This window comes from Nocardioides daejeonensis, assembly GCF_003194585.1.
In the GTDB taxonomy this organism is placed as follows: Bacteria; Actinomycetota; Actinomycetes; order Propionibacteriales; family Nocardioidaceae; genus Nocardioides; species Nocardioides daejeonensis.
In genome coordinates this window covers 105,081-123,185 of the sequence record NZ_QHKZ01000010.1, presented here as the reverse complement: position 1 = coordinate 123,185, position 18,105 = coordinate 105,081, and the positions used below count along the sequence as shown (strand labels likewise).

The 18,105-nt window shown below is 69.7% G+C and carries 20 protein-coding genes; 5 read left to right on the top strand and 15 right to left on the bottom strand.

Translation table 11 applies throughout. The features are described 5' to 3' along the window. Positions 1-317 precede the first annotated feature (317 nt). Positions 318-1,535 (top strand): DivIVA domain-containing protein, encoded by a 1,218-nt coding sequence (locus tag DNK54_RS20050; protein ID WP_110208784.1) that lies wholly within the window; start codon positions 318-320, stop codon positions 1,533-1,535. Between the two features lie 6 nt (positions 1,536-1,541). After that, entirely contained in the window at positions 1,542-2,684 is a 1,143-nt protein-coding gene (locus DNK54_RS20045; protein WP_110208783.1) for an AI-2E family transporter, read from the top strand. Between the two features lie 9 nt (positions 2,685-2,693). On the opposite strand, the gene DNK54_RS20040 is transcribed toward DNK54_RS20045, so the two are convergent. From DNK54_RS20040 to DNK54_RS20020, 5 genes are all read right to left on the bottom strand, one after another. Continuing rightward, on the bottom strand, positions 2,694-3,851 hold the full coding sequence (locus DNK54_RS20040; RefSeq protein ID WP_110208782.1) for a hypothetical protein: 1,158 nt from the start codon (positions 3,849-3,851) through the stop codon (positions 2,694-2,696). Continuing rightward, positions 3,844-4,341: a SigE family RNA polymerase sigma factor gene (locus tag DNK54_RS20035; RefSeq protein ID WP_239460206.1), complete on the bottom strand. Its 498-nt coding sequence runs from the start codon at positions 4,339-4,341 to the stop codon at positions 3,844-3,846. Before DNK54_RS20035 ends, DNK54_RS20040 begins: the two co-directional genes overlap by 8 nt. A 7-nt stretch (positions 4,342-4,348) precedes the next feature. Beyond that, entirely contained in the window at positions 4,349-5,164 is an 816-nt protein-coding gene (locus tag DNK54_RS20030) for an alpha/beta fold hydrolase (protein ID WP_239460205.1), read from the bottom strand. A 51-nt stretch (positions 5,165-5,215) separates the two neighbouring features. Next, positions 5,216-5,980: an endo alpha-1,4 polygalactosaminidase gene (locus DNK54_RS20025; protein WP_204164723.1), complete on the bottom strand. Its 765-nt coding sequence runs from the start codon at positions 5,978-5,980 to the stop codon at positions 5,216-5,218. Between the two features lie 80 nt (positions 5,981-6,060). Continuing rightward, positions 6,061-7,278: a 3-hydroxyacyl-CoA dehydrogenase family protein gene (locus tag DNK54_RS20020; RefSeq protein ID WP_110208781.1), complete on the bottom strand. Its 1,218-nt coding sequence runs from the start codon at positions 7,276-7,278 to the stop codon at positions 6,061-6,063. 152 nt (positions 7,279-7,430) lie between these two features. Here DNK54_RS20020 and nucS point away from each other — a divergent pair, with 152 nt between their 5' ends. Beyond that, on the top strand, positions 7,431-8,129 hold the full coding sequence (gene nucS, locus DNK54_RS20015; RefSeq protein WP_110208780.1) for an endonuclease NucS: 699 nt from the start codon (positions 7,431-7,433) through the stop codon (positions 8,127-8,129). After that, positions 8,129-8,683 (top strand): DUF952 domain-containing protein, encoded by a 555-nt coding sequence (locus DNK54_RS20010; RefSeq protein ID WP_110208779.1) that lies wholly within the window; start codon positions 8,129-8,131, stop codon positions 8,681-8,683. Before nucS ends, DNK54_RS20010 begins: the two co-directional genes overlap by 1 nt. A 3-nt stretch (positions 8,684-8,686) precedes the next feature. On the opposite strand, the gene DNK54_RS20005 is transcribed toward DNK54_RS20010, so the two are convergent. The 6 genes from DNK54_RS20005 to DNK54_RS19980 all read right to left on the bottom strand — a co-directional run bounded on the left by DNK54_RS20005 (position 8,687) and on the right by DNK54_RS19980 (position 13,143). Next, entirely contained in the window at positions 8,687-9,589 is a 903-nt protein-coding gene (locus DNK54_RS20005) for an FAD-dependent oxidoreductase (RefSeq protein WP_110208778.1), read from the bottom strand. Positions 9,590-9,610: 21 nt separating this feature from the next. Continuing rightward, complete coding sequence (locus DNK54_RS20000) at positions 9,611-10,135, bottom strand: ferritin (RefSeq protein ID WP_110208777.1); 525 nt, start codon at positions 10,133-10,135, stop codon at positions 9,611-9,613. A gap of 38 nt (positions 10,136-10,173) precedes the next feature. After that, positions 10,174-10,377 (bottom strand): hypothetical protein, encoded by a 204-nt coding sequence (locus DNK54_RS19995; RefSeq protein WP_110208776.1) that lies wholly within the window; start codon positions 10,375-10,377, stop codon positions 10,174-10,176. 84 nt (positions 10,378-10,461) lie between these two features. Further along, the gene (locus tag DNK54_RS19990) at positions 10,462-10,773 is read right to left on the bottom strand and encodes a hypothetical protein (RefSeq protein ID WP_110208775.1); all 312 of its coding nucleotides are present in this window, start codon (positions 10,771-10,773) and stop codon (positions 10,462-10,464) included. Then, entirely contained in the window at positions 10,773-12,767 is a 1,995-nt protein-coding gene (locus tag DNK54_RS19985; RefSeq protein WP_110208774.1) for a protein meaA, read from the bottom strand. Before DNK54_RS19985 ends, DNK54_RS19990 begins: the two co-directional genes overlap by 1 nt. Positions 12,768-12,843: 76 nt before the next feature. Next, entirely contained in the window at positions 12,844-13,143 is a 300-nt protein-coding gene (locus DNK54_RS19980) for an STAS domain-containing protein (RefSeq protein ID WP_110208773.1), read from the bottom strand. A gap of 188 nt (positions 13,144-13,331) precedes the next feature. Here DNK54_RS19980 and DNK54_RS19975 point away from each other — a divergent pair, with 188 nt between their 5' ends. Then, positions 13,332-13,907, top strand: a complete 576-nt coding sequence (locus DNK54_RS19975) for a cob(I)yrinic acid a,c-diamide adenosyltransferase (RefSeq protein WP_110208772.1) — start codon at positions 13,332-13,334, stop codon at positions 13,905-13,907. On the opposite strand, the gene DNK54_RS19970 is transcribed toward DNK54_RS19975, so the two are convergent. From DNK54_RS19970 to DNK54_RS19955, 4 genes are all read right to left on the bottom strand, one after another. Continuing rightward, positions 13,904-14,416: a nuclear transport factor 2 family protein gene (locus tag DNK54_RS19970; protein WP_110208793.1), complete on the bottom strand. Its 513-nt coding sequence runs from the start codon at positions 14,414-14,416 to the stop codon at positions 13,904-13,906. The two genes, DNK54_RS19975 and DNK54_RS19970, sit on opposite strands and share 4 nt — an antisense overlap. 89 nt (positions 14,417-14,505) lie before the next feature. Beyond that, positions 14,506-15,852 (bottom strand): MFS transporter, encoded by a 1,347-nt coding sequence (locus DNK54_RS19965; protein WP_110208771.1) that lies wholly within the window; start codon positions 15,850-15,852, stop codon positions 14,506-14,508. After that, on the bottom strand, positions 15,849-16,682 hold the full coding sequence (locus DNK54_RS19960; protein ID WP_204164722.1) for an SDR family NAD(P)-dependent oxidoreductase: 834 nt from the start codon (positions 16,680-16,682) through the stop codon (positions 15,849-15,851). The genes DNK54_RS19965 and DNK54_RS19960 overlap by 4 nt, the downstream gene beginning before the upstream one ends. Continuing rightward, a complete protein-coding gene (locus tag DNK54_RS19955; RefSeq protein WP_110208769.1) occupies positions 16,679-18,025 on the bottom strand; it encodes a flavin-containing monooxygenase in 1,347 nt (448 codons plus the stop codon). Before DNK54_RS19955 ends, DNK54_RS19960 begins: the two co-directional genes overlap by 4 nt. Positions 18,026-18,105: the final 80 nt, after the last annotated feature.

Here is an 18,105-nt window from a genome sequence, read left to right as displayed (position 1 = left end):
AACCTCCACCAAGGCAAAGTCGGCGTCCTCGCCCTCGCCCCCCAAGAAGGACTCGGCATACGCAACCACGAACTCCGCGAGAAGCACCTCACCCAGATCAACCTCTTCCGCGGCATCTGAACCGCAGCGTTCCCACGCCGCACCCCGGTCCCTGCTTCTGGGACCGGGGTGCGGTCTTTCTCACCCCACGACTCACCCGCGAACCTGCGAACTCCTGCAAGCAGGAGTCGGTCCCAGGTGGGAAGATCACCTGGTATCCGCCAGACTTGGGCTGGATCGCGACACAAGCCGCAGACGAGACTAAGGAAGCATCGCTGATGAGTGACGAAGGTCTGTCCATCTTCGACGACAAGGGCCAGGGAGCCGGCGCCCCGTCAGCCGACGAGGAGACCCAGGTGATTCCGGCTGTCACAGCGCAGCCGCCCGCCCAGCGTCCCGCCGCTGCTCCGGTCCAACGACCGGCTCAGCCCGCAGCGCAGCCGCCCGCCCAGCCGGTGGCCGCCCCGCAGGCGCCCGTCCAGCCCAACGTCTCCCTGCCGTCCATCCCCCAGGTGCGGCGCGGCGGCTACGCGATCGAGGCCGTCGACGCGACCCTGCGCCAACTCAGCACCGAGAAGGCGGGTCTGGGCCGCAGCCTGAGCCTCTCCGAGCAGCGGGTCGCCGAGCTCGAGAAGCAGGTCAGCCGCCTCCAGGAGCAGATCCAGGCCGCAGACAAGCCCACCTACGCCAGCCTCGGCGGCCGTGCCAACGAGCTGCTGCGCCTGGCCGAGGAGGAGGCCGAAGACATCCGCACGCAGGCCGCCAAGGAGGCCGCGGTGATCCGCGACCAGGCCGAGCGCGACGCCAAGGCGATCCGGGCCGACGCCTCCCGCGAGGCCGAGGACATGCGCACGGTCCAGCTGGCCGAGCTGGAGGAGCAGCGCACCCGCATGCTCGGCGAGGCCGAGCAGGAGCTGACGCTGGCGAAGGCACAGGCAGCCGATGTGGTCGCCGCCGCCAAGCGCGAGGCCGACCAGCTCCGTCTGGCGGCCGAGCAGGAGACCAACGACCTCCGGATGACCACCCAGCGCGATGTCGAGAAGGCGCGGGCCGCGGTCGACCGCGAGGTGCAGGACGCCCGCCGCACGCTCGCGGTGGAGAAGGAGCGGCTGGCCAAGGAGGCCGCGGACTACCACGCCAACGCGACCAGCGAGACCAAGCGCCTGGTCACCGAGGCCGAGCAGCGTGCCGAGGCGGCGGAGGCCCGCGCCGGTGAGGCCAACACCCAGGCCGCCGCCACTCGGCAGCAGGCCCAGTCCGAGGGCGAGGCGATGCTGGTGCGCGCCCGGCGCGAGGCCGAGCAGATCGTCACTGCGGCGCGTACCCAGGCCGAGAGCATCAACTCCACCGGGCAGGCCGAGGCCGAGCGCGAGCTCGCCGCGGTGCGCGCCGAGGTCGAGCGGATGAACAAGCGTCGCGACGCGATCGCAGCGCAGCTCGGCGCTCTGCGTGACGTCGTCTCCGGCTTCGGCGACGGCAACAACGACGAGGACTGATAGCCGGTGACGAAGGGGGACGGAGCAAACCTGGGCACCCGGGTCGATCGGCTCGAGGACGAGGTGGAGACCCTCGAGGAGAGGGTCGACGACCATCCCGATCTCGGCGAGCCCGGAGAGCCGTTGCGCCGCTCTCCCTTCGTCCTCGGCTTCTTCGGGGGCTTGGGCCTCCTGACGGCGTACTGGCTCTTCCAGCAGTTCCTGCAGGTGGGCAACATCGTGATGATGGTCGTCGTCGCCATGTTCCTCGCAGCCGGCCTCAACCCCCTGGTCGAATGGTTCGAGCGGCGCGGCCTGCGGCGTTCCTTCGCGGTACTCGCGGTGATCGTGCTCGTCCTCGTCGGACTCGCTGCCTTCCTCGCGGCGATCGTGCCGGTCATCAGCGAGCAGGTGCGTGCCCTGACCAGCAACGCGCCCGGATGGTTGGACCAGCTCCTCGAGAACCGCCGGATCCAGCAGTGGAACGAGGACTACGACCTCATCGGCAAGGCCAAGGACTACATCGAGGACGGCGAGCTCGCTCAGCGTGCCTTCGGCGGCGTCCTGGGCTTCGGGTTGGCCGTGCTGTCGGCGCTGCTCAACGCCTTCGTGATCACCGTGCTGACCCTCTACTTCCTCGCCTCGCTCAAGACCACCAAGTCGGCGCTCTACCAGCTGGCTCCGGCCTCTCGCCGGGAGCGTGTCGCGAAGCTCGGCGACGAAGTGCTCCGCGGCATCGGCGGCTACGTCTCGGGCGCGTTCATCGTGGCTGTCTGCGCCTCGATCTGCTCGCTCTTCTTCCTCTTCATCGTCGGCCTGGGCGACTACGCCGTCGCACTCTCCTTCGTGGTCGGCCTGCTGTCGCTGATCCCCATGGTCGGTGCCACGATCGCGCTCGTGATCGTCTCCGCGATCGGCTTCACCGTCTCTCCCGGGGTCGGCATCGCCTGCGTGGTCTACTACACCGCCTACCAGCAGGTGGAGAACTATCTGATCTACCCGCGGGTGATGCAGAAGTCGGTCGATGTGCCCGGCTCCGTCACCGTCGTCGCCGCTCTCTTCGGCGGCGCGCTCTTCGGTGTGGTCGGCGCGCTGATGGCCGTGCCCACCGCGGCCGCGATCCTGCTGCTGGCCCGCGAGGTCGTCATCCGGAGGCAGGACGAGCGCTGACGGCTCGGCTCACGGCGGCCCGACTTCGCCGATGAACGCGTCAATCATCGCCCCCATGCCCCCGCTGGGACCGTAGACCGTTGCCGGGATCGGGCCGGTGGCCCAGGGCGCGACGAGCGTCGGTCGCAGCCCCACGTCGTGCCGGCCGTCGAGGTGGTCGGCTCGCAGGTCGATCCCGGAGCAGCCGGGACGGAGGTGCACCACGTCGCGGTCCGCCACCCGCCCCTCGTGATCGACGCGCTCCAGCACCACCCACTCGGTCTCCACACTGCCGACCTGGAAACAGACGGTGGCCTCCCGCTGCGGCGCGGCCAGCGCCACGCGGTACTCCTCCTGCGCCTCCGCGGTGAGACGGAGCGCCGCCACCAGGTCGGCGCTGCCGCGGCGCCGTTCCTCCCAGGGCCGCCGATAGACGCAGACGTTCATCCCGGAGCCCGAGGACGTCGCCGGCCACTCGGTGTCGCTGACGTCGAGCTTCGCCGCGCAGAGGTCCTGCGGACGAACCGACCCCAGCACGGCCTTCCGGAGCGCTGTGTCGGCGCTGCCCACGGTGACGGTGGTGCCCAGGACGGCAACCGTCTCCTGCACGAAGCCGCCCTCGAACTCGACAACCCCCGGGTCGATCTCCGCACCCAGCCAGACGAACGGTGCAGCCGGCGTGAACTCGGCCCCGACCTGGTAGCCCTCGCACGCGTCGGTGAGCATCACCGGGCGGCCGACGTACCCGGCATCTGTGTCCAGGCCACGGTATCGGCGACCGGCCGCCGACACCATCGCAGTCGGTCGGCAGGCGGCAGGTGCGGCGTCCCGAGAGATCCGGAACGGCGCTCCTCCGTACCCCCAGCCTCCCGGCACGTCGACGGCCAACCCTTGCCAGTACTCGGTACGCCACCCGCCCTCCGGGATGAAGACCGACGGCTCGGAGGTCGTGGCTGGGAGGGTCGACGGACGCTGCGTCTGCGGAGCAGCAGCGTCCTCCGAGCCGATCGTCTGCGAGAGCGCGAGCCCCGCGACGGCCATCAGCGCGACCGCAGCCGCCGCAAGCACCGGCGTACGCCGATGCCGACGTGGCCCGGGGAGCAGGCGCTCCGCGCCATGGGTCTCCACACCCTGTGCCAGGCCATGCAGGCCCCGGCGCATCGTCTGCTCAAGCTGCTCCTCATCCATCGTCGTCACCTCTCAGCTCACGGCGCAGCCGGGCGAGTGCCCGGTGCAGGTGGGAGCGGACGGTGACCTCGCTACAGCCCAGGATCTCAGCGATCTCCGGGTGATCGAGGTCTTCGTAGTAGCGCAGCACCACGGCGGCACGCTGCTGACGCGGCAGTCCCTGGCAGACGCGCCAGACCGCGTCCTTCTCGGCTACCGCAGCCACCGGGTCGGCAGGCTCGAGACGCACCTCGGCCACCGGAGACTGCCGGCGACCGAACCGGCGCCAGGCGGAGACGTGCGCGTTGGCGATCATCCGCCGCACGTACGGCTCGACCTCCGCACGAGAGCCGACCCGCTCCCAATCGGCCTGCGCCTTCGCCAGAGCCGTCTGCAGGGCGTCCTCGGCGTCGTGTTGGGAGCCCGTCACCAACCACGCGAAACGCAACAGGGCAGCCAGCCGCGGGACCGCCCACTGCTCGAAGCTCTGCTCCGTGACCTCCACATCCACGCCCCACTCACGCGCGTGGTCGCGACTCCGTTGCACCGGCGTCGAGAAAACGTCGGACTACCTCGACGAAGACCTCGGGCTGCTGGGAGTGCACCCAGTGCCCGGCCTTCTTCACCGTCACGCGACGGACGCGCGGGAAGAGTGCCTCCATGGCAGGCACGTGCTCGTCGCGCACATAGTCGGACCACTCCCCCGCGATCCACAGCACCGGCCCCTCGTACGGCGCCACCCCCGACAGCCGGTCGTCCGGCCATCCGGTGATCCGATCGAGCTGGTCGCCCAGGAGCGCCAGGTTGGGCTGCCAGCGCCACGAATCGCCCTCGCGCCGAAGGTTCTGCAACAGGAACTCGCGAACCGTGCGGTTGGGCACTGCGTCGAGCAACGCGGCATCGGCATCCTGGCGGGTGGCGATGGCACCGAGCTCCATCGCGCGCATGGCCGCGATGTAGCCCGCGAACTCGCTTCCGCTGGCGTAGTCGGCAGGTGCTACGTCGACCACGACCAGCCGCTCCACCAGCTCGGGGTGGCGGAGGGCGACCAGCATCGCGGTCTTTCCTCCCATCGAGTGCCCGATCAACGCGACCGGATCCGCCGGGTCGATCAGTCCGGCAACCGCATCCGCGTCGGCGATCAGGTCGAGCTCGTCGGTCCAGGCCGACCGCCCGTGGTTCGGCATGTCGACCAACGTCACGCGATGCCGACCGGCCAGGCTCTTGGCGATGCCGGTCCAGTTGCGTCCCTGGCCGAAGAGCCCATGACAGAAGAGGACCCGGGACCCGCGCTCTCCCAGCTCGGCGACATGGAGTCGGTCGATCTCAGACACGGCACGAAGTCTAGGATGCGCCGCGACACGACCCGCGGCGGGCGAGCCGGTTCAGCACCAGCGGCGGCGTCCGGCGGGCCGCAGCTGCCGGTCTCTCAGTACGACGGCGAGCTCATCACCGTACGTCCGGCACGTCCGCCGGAAGTCACGCTTGCGGTACTCGATGGCCAGGACGCGCGTCCCGTACGTCGCGACGTAGCGGCCGCACTCGTCGTACCGCCCGCACTCCTCGGCGACGGCGAAGTCATAGCCGAGCCGACGGCCGTCGAACCCGGCCCAGTTCTTCTGGCCGGCAGCGAGCCCGGCCGCGTGCGCATCGCGGGTCAGGAGGCGAGCGAAGCGGCGCGCGTGCCGGCGCTTGATTAGACCCTCGCTGCGCGAGAACGAGTCCAGGTTGTCGAACTCGACGGCGTCGAAGCCGTCCCTCGCACAGCCTCGGGTCCAGCGGGCGACGATCCGGGCGAGCCGCTGGCGCTTCCTGGCGGTCCGGATGTCGAAGAGCTTCTCGCCCCACTGCTCGTCGAGGACGACGTGACCGCGGTGGCGCAGCAGCAGCCGCCCATGCTTGCGCCAGAACCTGCCCTCGCCCGGTTGGGTCTGGAATCCGTTGACGTAGCAGACGTTGTAGCGGCCAGGGACGACCGGTGCTTCGCGGTCACGGACCACGATCCCGACCCGGTCCGGCGGCTCGGCGACCCCGCCGAGCTGGTAGTCGACATCGGTGTCCGCCGGCGGCGGTGTGGGGCTCAGCAGGAGGCCGAGGGAGGCCACCGTGGTGGCGAGCACGGTCATCATCGAGGTGAGCACGGCGAGCACCGCCCCAGTATCCACCGCCCGGAAGCGCTGAGGCGTCACTCCCCGTCGGGGAGTGACGCCTCAGCGAGAACCAGTGGTGCTCAGTAGCTGTGGAAGCCCTGCTTGGTCTTCCGGCCGAGATGACCGTCGGCCACGACCTTCTCCAACGTTGCGGCCGGAGCAAGACCGGGCTCCTTGAACTCCGCGAACAGCTCCTGCTGGATCGCCAGCGAGACGTCGTTGCCGACCACGTCCAGCAGTTCGAAGGGACCCATCGGGAACTTCGCCTGCTCCTTGATCGCGGCGTTGATCACGTCGAGCGCCACGCCCTGCTCGTGCAGCTTCACCGCGTCGTTGAGGTAGGGGAACAGCAGGCAGTTGACGATGAAGCCGGACCGGTCGCCGCACGAGACCGCGACCTTGCCGACCCGGGCGCTGAGCGCACGGACCGTCTCGTCGACCTCGGGGCTGGTCAGCGGCGTGGTGACCACCTCGACCAGCTTCATCACGGCAGCCGGGTTGAAGAAGTGCATGCCGATGACCCACTCGGGGCGACCGGTCGCCTCGGCGAGCTGCGTGATCGGAAGCGACGAGGTGGTGGTGCTCAGGATCGCGCCCTGCTTGGTGATCCGGTCGAGGTCGCGGAAGAGCTCCAGCTTGATGTCGAGATCCTCGGCGATGGCCTCGACGACGAGGTCCACGTCGGCCAGGTCCTCACGCGAGGTCGCCAGCGCCAGGCGTCCGAGAGTGGCCTCCTTCGCGGACTCCTCGAGCTTGCCGCGCTCGACGGCCTTGCTCAGGCCCTTGTCGATGAAGGAGCGGACGCCCGCCACCTTCTCCTCCGAGCGGCCGATCACGACGACCTCGTAGCCGGCCTGCGCGAAGACCTGGGCGATGCCGGAAGCCATCGTGCCGGTACCGACGACGCCGACCTTGGCGATGTCGTGACCGATCGACGGCGCGTCCTCGGCGCTCGGCGTCTCACTGTCGGCGACGAGCTCGCCACCCTCGTACGTGTAGAAGCCGCGACCGGACGCCTTGCCGAGACGACCCTCGGCGACCAGCGCCTCCAACAGGTCGGCAGGCTTGTGCAGGTTGTCGCCGGTCTCGGCGTACCGGGCGGCCAGACCGTCGCGTACGACGTCCAGGCCGATCTCGTCGAGGACGGTCAGCGGGCCTGCCGGGTAGCCACAGCCGAACCGCATCGCCGCGTCGATGTCACCGCGGGAGGCGTAGCGCGCCTCGTACATGCGCACCGCGTGGTTCAGGTACGGCAGAACCAGGGTGGTGCTGATCTGCTCATTCGTGGTCTCGCTCATGGGCGTGATGATCGCATGCCGGCTACCCGGGGGTAACCCCGAGTTCGTACCTTGGTCTGCAACCTACGTCACACTACGGGGCGCCGGCCGGTACGCCGCCGCGCCGGCCAGGGGCAGCAGCCTCCGGAGACACGCAGGTAGGGTCCTCGTCTGTGAGACTCGTCGTCGCCCGCTGCCAGATCGACTATGCCGGACGCCTCTCCGCCCATCTGCCGATGGCGACCCGGGTGTTGATGCTCAAGGCCGACGGTTCGGTGTTGGTGCACTCCGACGGCGGCTCCTACAAGCCGCTCAACTGGATGTCACCGCCGTGCACGTTGGCCGAGGGCACGGCGGAGGACGGTCGGCTGGAGTGGACGGTCACCGCCAAGGCGCCGAAGGGGAAGACCGCCGACACGCTGCGGATCCTGATCGAGGAGATCCATCACGACTCCGCGCACGAGCTCGGCATCGACCCCGGGCTGCAGAAGGACGGCGTCGAGAAGCACCTCCAAGAGCTCCTCGCCGAGCACCCGACCGCCCTGGCTTCGGGCCTCACACTCGTGCGCCGGGAGTTCCCGACCGCGATCGGCCCGGTGGACCTGATGTGCCGCGACGGGAACGGCCAGTCGGTGGCCGTGGAGGTCAAGCGGCGCGGCGAGATCGACGGGGTCGAGCAGCTCACCCGCTACCTCGAGCTGCTCAACCGTGACCCGCTCCTGACTACGAAGGGTCCGGTCCGCGGGATCTTCACGGCCCAGGCGATCAAGCCGCAGGCCCGGGTGCTGGCCGAGGACCGGGGCATCCAGTGCGTGGTGCTGGACTACGACGCACTCCGGGGCCTCGACAACGCCGAGGACCGGCTCTTCTGATGAGGATCTTCCACGTCACCGAGCGGTCCACGTGGGAGGCGGCACAGACCGCCGGGGCCTACGCACGGTCGACCCGCGGCCGGACGCTCGAGGAGGAAGGGTTCATCCACGCCGCTACGCAGGAGCAGGTCGACGGGGTCGTCGCCCGCTTCTGGGCCGACCACCCGGGTCCGTTGGTGCTCCTGGAGATCGACACCGACCTGCTCACCTCTCCCTGGCAGCTGGACGAGGTCGGCGAGGGCACCTTCCCCCACATCTACGGCGTGCTCAACCCCGGCGCCGTGGTCTCCGCCGTTCCGCTTCCGGCGCCCGCCGCGGACGAGCGTGGCGTCGGCACCGCGACCGCCCCCCAACGGACGTTCATGCAGGAGTTCCTCAGCGAGTTCAGCTTCCGGCTCGGCATCGGCGTCTTCGTGATGGTGGTCGCGGCCGCCTGCGGCTTCACCGCAGAGCTGCTCATCGCCGAGGACTCTGGGCTCTACGGCCTTCTGGTGGGCTTTTCCGTCGCCGTGGGGGTGGCGGCGCTCGTCTCCCGGCGCCGGCGTCGCCGCTGAGGGTCAACCGACCAGGGAGACGACCTCTTCGGCAGTGCCCCAGGAGAGGGTGACCCCGGCACCGCCGTGGCCGTAGCAGTGCACCACATAGTCGACGCGCTCCACCCGCAGCGCGGGTCGGACCGGGCGCAGCCCCACCTTGTGCCGCAACACCCGGGCACCGGCCAGCTCGGGCACCAGCCGTCGGGCTCGCGCCAGGATGTCGGCCGCGGTGGCCGGGTCCGGCGTCCGGCTCCACTCCCCCGCCTGCTCGGTGCCGCCCACGACGATGTCGCGGGAGCGCGGGACGACGTAGGTCGGCACCTCGCCGTCGAGATACCACCGGTCGAGACCGACCTGCTCGACCAGCAGCACCTGCCCGCGCACCGGTACGACGGTACGGTCCTGGCCGAGCAGGCGAGCGCCGAGCCCGCTGCAGTTGACCACCAGGTCGGCCCCGGTGGGCAGCGCCGACAGGTTCATCCGCGTGAGCGTGCCACCGAGCGCGTCCACGCGCCCCAGCAGCCAACGCAGGTAGAGCGGCATCTCCACGACCGGCGTGACGAACGTCCAGCCATCGCGGTAGCCCTCCGGCAGCGCGGTCTCCCGGTCGAGCGAGGGTACGGCGTCACGCCACCAGGGGTCGGGCGTACGGCTCCGGTGCACCTCGGTCCCCGTCACCATCCGCACGCCGGTCTCGGGCTCGCCGGCGAGGGCGACGAACTCCGCATAGCTGGCCGCACCCCAGTTCAGCACCCGCTCGCGAGGCAGCGACAGATAGGGATACCAGAGGGCCGCGGCGACCGCGCTGGTGGACTCCAGCGGGAGGTCGCGGGCCAGGAGGTCGACCCGATGCCCCTCCTCGAGGAGCCGGACGGCACAGGTCAGGCCGACGACGCCGGCCCCGACCACGACGACGCGCGCCACGGGGTGGTCGCCCGTCCGCCCTCAGGCGCCGGCTTGCGCGGGCGCGGTCGGGTCGTCCTCTTCGCCGCCGTGCTCACGAGCCACGTAGTCCTCGATGTCCTCGACGTCGTCGAGGTTGCGCTGGACGACGGTCAGCAGGTCGCTCATCGTGGCTACCTCCTCGACCTGCTCCTTGATGAACCACTGCATGAACTGCTCGGAGGCATAGTCGTGCTCCTCCCTCGCAGTGCGCAGGAGGCCGTTGATCTGGTCGGTGACCCGCTTCTCCTGCTCCAGCGCAAGCTCGACCGGCGCAGCGACGCTGTCGAACGTGTTGACCGGCGCCTCGACGCCGGAGATCTCGACCGACATGTCGGTGTCGAGGAGGTACTTGACCATCATCATCGCGTGCGCGCGCTCCTCCAGCGCCTGGCGATAGAAGAAGGCCGCCATCTGCGGCATCGTGAGCGTCTCGTAGTGCAGCGCACAGGCGAGGTACTGGTTGTGCGCGGCCAGCTCGTTGCCGATCTGTTCGTTGAGCTGGACGGCGAAGCGTTCGGCGGTCACAGGGAGTCCTTCGGGGGTCGAGAGGGTGGGTTCACACCTCAGGCGGCCTTGGCGAGCTTCTTCTTGGTCAGTTTCTCAACCTTCACAAGCCTGCGCTTCTTGACCGTATACCCCGGGGGCAGGGTGCCTTCCTTGAGCATCCGGATCGGACACCTCTTGCAGCGGGTCTTGGACAGGCAGCACTTCGACTTCGGCAGCTTCTTCTTCAGCGCCTTCTTGCCCTTGACCTTCTTCTTCCCCACGAACCGAGGATAGGACGGCGCGGAAAGGATTGCCTAACCTCTGTGCGGTGCGTCACAAGCTGCGCCGCCGCCGTCCGCCGAGCCTCAGCCGATGCGCTGCCAGCCGGCCCCGTCCCGCTCCATCAGCACCGGGCCGGGCTCGGGCCAGTCGCGGACGACCAGGACCGCCTCGCCCGGGTGCAGGTCGGCGATCTCGTCGAGGTCCTCCGCCTCGCCCACCGGCAGCCCGAGGACGAGCGCGGCCTGACGGGCGTACGTCGCCAGCCCGGGTCCGGCGTACACACGCACGAGGCGGGAGCCACTCACCGTGCCCGCGGTCTCCCGCAGCGCGTCGGGGTCGCCCGTGCGGGCAGGGGTCAGCACCACGACGCGAGCGGGGCACTGGAGGTCGGACATCAGTCCAGGCCGTTGGCCTTGCGGATCACGTCCACGATGCCGCCCATGATCTCGGTCAGGCCGAAGTCCTTGGGGGTGTAGACCGCTGCCACGCCCTGCTCGATCAGCCGCTTGCCGTCGGAGGTCGGGATGATCCCGCCGACGATGACCGGGACGTCGTCCATCCCGGCCTCACGCAAGCCGCGGAGCACCTCGGGCACCAACTCCATGTGGGAGCCGGAGAGGATGGAGAGTCCGACACAGTGCACGTCCTCGGCGACAGCCGCCGCGACGATCTGCTCGGGGGTGAGCCGGATGCCCTGGTAGATGACCTCGAAGCCGGCGTCGCGCGCCCGCACGGCGACCTGCTCGGCGCCGTTGGAGTGGCCGTCGAGGCCGGGCTTGCCGACCAGGAGGCGGAGGCGCCCGCCCAGCTCCTCGCCGGTCGCACGGACCCGCTCGCGCACCGCACTCAGCTCGGCACCGGCGTCGGCGACACCGACCGCGCCCGAGACGCCGGTGGGCGCCCGGAACTCGCCGAAGACCTCCCGCAAGGTGCCGGCCCACTCGCCGGTGGTCGCACCGGCGCGGGCGGCGGCCAGGGTGGCCGGCATCAGGTTGACGCCGCTCTTGGCGTCCTCAGCGACCTTCGCCAACGCCTCGGCGACCGCCTTCTCGTCGCGGCCCGCCTTCCACGCCTCCACCGATGCCCGAGCGGCCTCTTCGGCCTGCGGGTCGGCGGTCATGATCGCGTCGTCGAGGTTCGCGGTGAGCGGCGAGGGCTCCGTGGTGGTGAACTTGTTGACACCGACGATGATCTCGTCGCCCGCTTCGATCCGCGCCCGACGGCGGGCGTGCGAGGAGACGAGCTCGCCCTTCATGTAGTCGACCGCGCCCATCGCGCCACCCATCGCCTGGACCCGGTCCATCTCGGCCCGGGCGCCCTCCTTGAGCTCGCGGACCTTGGCCTCGATGACGTGCGAGCCGTCGAAGATGTCCTCGTACTCGAGCAGGTCGGACTCGAAGGCCAGCACCTGCTGGAGGCGCAGGGACCACTGCTGGTCCCAGGGCCGCGGCAGGCCGAGCGCCTCGTTCCACGCCGGGAGCTGGACCGCGCGGGCCCGGGCGTTCTTCGACAGCGTCACACCGAGCATCTCGAGCACGATCCGCTGCACGTTGTTCTCCGGCTGCGCTTCGGTCAGACCCAGCGAGTTGACCTGTACGCCGTAGCGGAAGCGGCGCATCTTCGGGTCCTTGACGCCGTAGCGCTCCTGGGTGATCTCGTCCCACAGTTCGGTGAAGGCGCGCATCTTGCACGTCTCCTCGATGAACCGGACGCCAGCGTTGACGAAGAAGGAGATCCGACCGACGACCTTCTCAAAGTCCTCGTCACTGACCTGTCCGGAGTTCTTCACCTGGTCGAGCACCGCGATCGAGGTGCAGAGCGCGTAGGCGAGCTCCTGCGTCGGCGTGGCCCCCGCCTCCTGCAGGTGATAGCTGCAGATGTTGATCGGGTTCCACTTGGGGATGTAGTTGACCGTGTAGGCGATCATGTCGGCGATCAACCGGAGCGAAGCCTCGGGCGGGAAGACGTAGGTCCCGCGGGAGAGGTACTCCTTGATGATGTCGTTCTGGGTGGTACCGGACAGGAGCTTGGCGACCTCGGCCGGCTCCATCTCGAGGTTCTGCTCCTCGGCGACCACCTGGTACATCGCGAGCATCCACATCGCGACGGCGTTGATGGTCATCGACGTGTTCATGTCGGTGAGCGGGATGTCCTTGAACAGCTTGCGCATCTCGCCGAGGTGCGGGATCGGTACGCCGACCTTGCCCACCTCGCCGCGCGCCATCGGGCTGTCCGGGTCGTAGCCGGTCTGGGTGACCAGGTCGAAGGCGACCGAGAGTCCGGTCTGCCCCTTGGCGAGGTTGGTGCGGTACAGCTCGTTGGACGCGGCGGCGGTCGAGTGGCCGGCGTACGTCCGCATCACCCAGGGACGGTCCTTCTCAGCGCTCATGGCCGTGAGCGTAGGCGATGAGGTGAGTGTTCAGTAACCGTCTCTGGATGTGGTTCACACCACGCACGTCCTCCGGTCAGGCGATCCGCTCGAGCTCGACGACCCTGATGAGGTGGGAGATGTGCAGCATCCGGCGCACCGCCGGACCCGCACCGCGCAGGGTCAGGTGCCTGCCTCGCTGCTCGGCGTTGCGAGTCGCTGCCGCCAGCACCCGAAGCGCCGTGAGGTCGATGACCGGCACGCCACTGAGATCGACCACGAGGTCGTGGTCGCAGCCGTTGATGTGCTCATAGATGGCCGTGCGGACTTTCATCGTGTTCCTGACGTCGAACTCGCCAGTCAGCACCAAGGTCGAACCGTCGTGGGTGATGTCCATGTCATCCCTCCCTATCCCGGAGACTCCCGAGAGACTCCGTTCGGCCTGTCATCTACTGTGACGGGGCTTGTCATCAACTATGACGCAGGACGCACCGATTCGGTTGCCTTCCGTACCCGGATTTCTCTCAGGGATTCCCCTGAGGCTCCGACCAGGCCCGGCCCACGGGCACCGCTAGGGTCGTAGCCATGGTGAATCTGACCCGCATCTACACGCGGACCGGCGATGCCGGGACGACACGTCTGAGCGACATGAGCGAGACGAGCAAGACCGACCTGCGACTGGAGGCCTACGCCACCTCGGACGAGGCGAACGCCTTCGTGGGCGTAGCACTGGCCACCGGCGAGCTCGACGCGGACGTCGTGAAGGTGCTCACCGTCGTCCAGAACGACCTCTTCGACGTCGGCGCCGACCTGTCGACGCCCGTGGTCGAGGACCCGCAGTACCCGCCGTTGCGCATCGAGCAGGAGTACATCGACCGGCTCGAGGCGTGGTGCGACCACTTCAACGAGGACCTGCCGAAGCTGCGCTCCTTCATCCTCAACGGCGGCACCCCCGCAGCTGCCCACCTGCACGTCGCCCGGACCGTCGTGCGCCGCGCCGAGCGGGCCGGGTGGGCGGCCTACGCCGAGCATGGCGAGACGATGAACGTGCTGGCCATCAAGTACCTGAACCGGCTCTCGGACCTGCTCTTCATCCTGGCCCGCTACGCGAACCGCGCCCAGGGCGACGTGCTGTGGGTACCTGGCGGAGAGCGGGCCTAGCGCGGCTGGCCGAGCTTGACCCCGAACTTGGCTGCCCAGGCCCGCGCCTCGTCAGAGAGGGTGCCGAGGCGCTCGCAGGCGCGCACGTAGGCGGTGGTGGCGGCCATGAACTCGAGCGGGTTGTAGACGTCCTCCTGCTCGCGCCAGAGCCCGTCGCCGGCGTACCGGAGGATGCTGATGTTGCCCTGGCCGTGCTGGGAGCCGTCTCCGGGGTCGCGCATGGGGTTGTCGATCTCAGTGATGACCCAGCCCTTCTCCTCGTCGATGACGACCCACTTCGGTGGGAACTCGACCATCTCGTTGCCGGGGAAGGCACCCATGGTCTTGGTGATCCAGTCACGGATCTCGTCCTTGCCGGTGAAGCTGCCGTACGAGTGCTCGATATAGGTCGCGTCGTCGACGAAGAGGTCGGCGAAGTGGCTCCAGTCGCCGGTGTCGACACACTTCTGCACGGTCGCGGTGTAGCCGGCGAAGGCCTCGTCGAGCTCGGTGCGGGTCCAGGTCGTCATGCAGCCAGCGTGGCAGCCGCGCGGGACGCTGACCATGCCCAGTCTCATCGAGTGGTCGATGAGACTGTGGAGCTGGCTGGCCCCACCGATCAGGCAGGAGCCGGATCGAGGCGGTAGCGCCGCTGGAAGAGCATCGCCACGAGCATCAGCACGGCCGGCACCACCGTGAAGCCGAGCAACAGGGCGGTCACAGCCGAGTCCGGCTGCGCCACCTCCTCCTCCGCGGTGCTCGACACGAATCCCCCGATCACCAGTGCTGCGGAGTAGAGGTAGGGCCCCACCGCCGTTCCCAGCGCTTCGGTCGCTGTCCAGACACCGGTGTAGCCACCGGCCTGCCCCTCGCCACCGGAGTCCGCAGCGGCGACCGCGTCCGGCACCATCGAGAAGGCGAACAGCTGCAGGCCGGCGAACGCGATCCCCATCGCCACCACGACGGCGACTGAGGCCGCGACCACGGTCTGCGAGGTCGCCAGCAGCGTCGCCGAACCCGCGACGAAGACACCTTGGGAGATGAGCAGCCCACGCTGCTTGCCGATCCGGCGCGAGACGACCATCCAGAGCGGCCCGGCAGCGACAGCGGGTGCAAGGAACGCTCCCATGAAGACTGCCGTGAGCTTCGCGTCGTCGTAGACATAACGGGTGAAGTACGGCAGCGCAGCCATGAACAGGTGCGTGGTGGTGCCGGTCAGCAGATAGGAGAGCACCAGCATCCGGAAGTCGCGGTCGGCCCAGGCGACCTTCACGTCGGCGACGACGGAGTGACCCGCCCTGCCCGCCGGCTCCCGGAAGCCGCAGGCGGCCGTGAGGGCGCGGACCCCGCGGATCGCGACGATCGCGGAGACGACCATCACCACGCAGAGCACCGCCGCCATGGTCGTGTAGGCCGACCGACGCTCGCTGGCCACCAGCGCCGGAGCCGCCACGCCTGCACCCAGCAGGCCGACGGTCAGGAAGAGCATCCGGAACATGAAGACCCGCGTGCGCTCGTGATAGCCGATCATCAGGTCGGACGGCGTCGCCAGATAGGGCACCTGGAACATCGCGAAGAGCAGGTTGCCGACGATGAACCAGCCACCCACCCAGAGCGCTGCCCGCGTCCCCTCGATTCCCCCGGGAACGCTGAACATGGCGACCATGGCCAGACCGAGCAGGATGCCGCCGAGCATCATCCGCCGCCGGTGTCCCCAGGCTCGCGCCTGCCGGTCCGAACGGGAGCCGATCAGCGGATGCACGACGACATCGACGACCTTCGGCACCAGCAGCGTGAGCCCCGCCAGCCCGGCTGCGACGCCGACGATGTCGGTCAGGAAGTAGAGAAGGAGCAGGCCCGGCACGGTCACCCAGACACCCATGCCGAGCGACCCGGTCGCGTAGGCAGCCAAGGGCGGGGCCGGGGCCCGACCCGCTGCCGCCCGGCCAGAGGTCGAGGCGGTCATCGCCGGCCCTTGTCGCCGTGGCGGCGGACGACGCCAGCGGCGAGCTCGGCATCATCGAACGCTCCGGAACGGGCCCGAGCGGCCAGGGTACGCAGCACGATCCGGTCGGTGAGGGCCGGCAGGTGCCGGGCCAGGAAGAACTCGAGCGCACCTCGACGCGTCGTGGTCAGGTCCCGGCGAGCCCGCGGGGCGAGCAGCGCAGACTCGATGGTGGCCACCACACCCTCCAGCGGCTCGTAGGTGCTCATCCCCTCCAACGAGAGGCCGGCCGCAGCCGTGGAGTCGTGGATCGGGCTGCGCACCGCCGAGGGGTAGACACAGGTGACACCGACGTGGGTGCCGAGCTCCAGGCGCAGTGCGTCCGCGTAGGCGACCAGGGCGCGCTTCGAGGCTCCGTACGCCGCCGCGAGCGGGAGCTGCATCACCGCCATCCGCGAGCTCACCATGACGACGCGCCCGCGTGAGGCGACCAGGGCCTCGACGCAGGCGGAGGTGACCCGCCAGCTGCCCAGCAGGTTGATCTCCAGCTGCCTGCGCACCTCGATGCCCGGCGCGAGCTCCGCCGGCGCGGGCCCACCGATCCCGGCGTTGTTGACGAGTGCGTCGAGCCCACCGAGCAGGTCGACCGCCCGCGCAACCCCCGCGGTCACGGAGTCGTCGTCGGTGAGGTCGCAGCCGATCACCTCGAACCCCTCGTCGCCGCGCGGCGCGACGTCGAGTCCGACCACCTGGGCACCCTGCGCCGTCAACCGCCGCCCCAACGCCAGTCCGATCGTGCCGGAGGCCCCGGTGACCAGCACCCGCATGCCGGTCGCGGACCGCCGCCTCATGCGCGCACCCCGTGCCCTGAGCGCGACCCGCCGCGTCGGCTGCGGGCCTCCCCGGCCGCGATCTCCCGGGGCAGCGCGGCGACGTAGGCATCGAAGTCGATGCGCATCATCGGCCGCTTGGCGCCCCACCGCGCTGTGGCTGCTGCCAGCGTGCGCGCCACCACCTGCTCCTGCTCGGCGCGCGTCGGCAGCGCGTAGCGGCCTCCGAGGTACGCGGCCACCAGCTTCGCCTGCGCCTCCACCACCGGCAGCGCGGCACCGGTGGACTGCATCAGGCCCACGAACGCGAGCGTGGGGTCGTCGAGATGGAACACCCGCTGGTAGAGCGGCATCGCCTCGGGGTCCGCTCCCGTCCACGCAGGATCGAGAAACGGCATGCTGACGCGGTAGCCCGTCGCCCAGACGATGGTGTCCACCTCGTCCGCGGTGCCGTCGACGAAGCGAACGGTCCGTCCGTCGAGGCGGGCGACCCCCGGCCGAGGCACGACCTCTCCATGGGTGATGCGGTGCAGGATCGTGTCACTGATCGTGGGGTGGTTCTGGAAGAGGCCACCCGCCGGGGCCGGCAGACCATAGGACTGCGGCGTGCCGACCGCGAGTCGCAGCATCGTCTCCGCGAGCCGCTGGCGGAGCCGCCATGGCAGCGCTGCGAGCAGCGCACCGGTCGCGTCGGCGGGGCGCCCGAAGAGGTACTTCGGCACGATGTGGACGCCATGGCGTCCCGACAGCAGCACCGGCGAAGAGGCGGTGAACGACGCGTCGACAGCGATATCCATCGCCGAGTTCCCCATGCCGACCACCAGCACCCGACGGCCGGCGTACTGCTCGGCGCTGCGGTGGTCGTGCGCATGCATCTGCGTGCCCGCGAACTCACCCGGGGGCGGCGGGTCGGGCCACCGCGGATCCCAGTTGTGCCCGTTGGCCACCACCACGGCGTCGACGAGCAGGGTCTGCGCCCCCGCCGCCTCGGCCAGCGTCACCTGCCAGCCGCCCTCGCCCCGCTCGACGCGGGTCACCTCCGCGCCGTACCGGATCACCTTGCTCACGCCGAACCGATCGGCGTAGTCCCGCAGGTAGCCCTCGATGGCACGGGCGCTGGGATAGTCGGGCCAGGCGTCCGGCATCGGAAGGTCCGCGAACTGGGTGCGGCCCTTGCTGGTGTTGAGGTGCAGGGAGTCGTACGCCGGCGACGACCCGCTCGCATTGCCACGGGCCCAGAGCCCGCCCGGGCGATCGCCCCGCTCCAGGACGACGACATCGATCCGCTCGTCGAGCAGCGCCTTGGCGGCAGCGAGTCCGGCAGCACCGGCGCCGATGACGGCAACAGACGGGGAGGAGGTCATAGCAGGCCCTTCCGATCGTGGCCGCCTCATTCAATCGACTGATGGAGAGATCGTCAAGGTATCTGACCTGGTGCTACTCC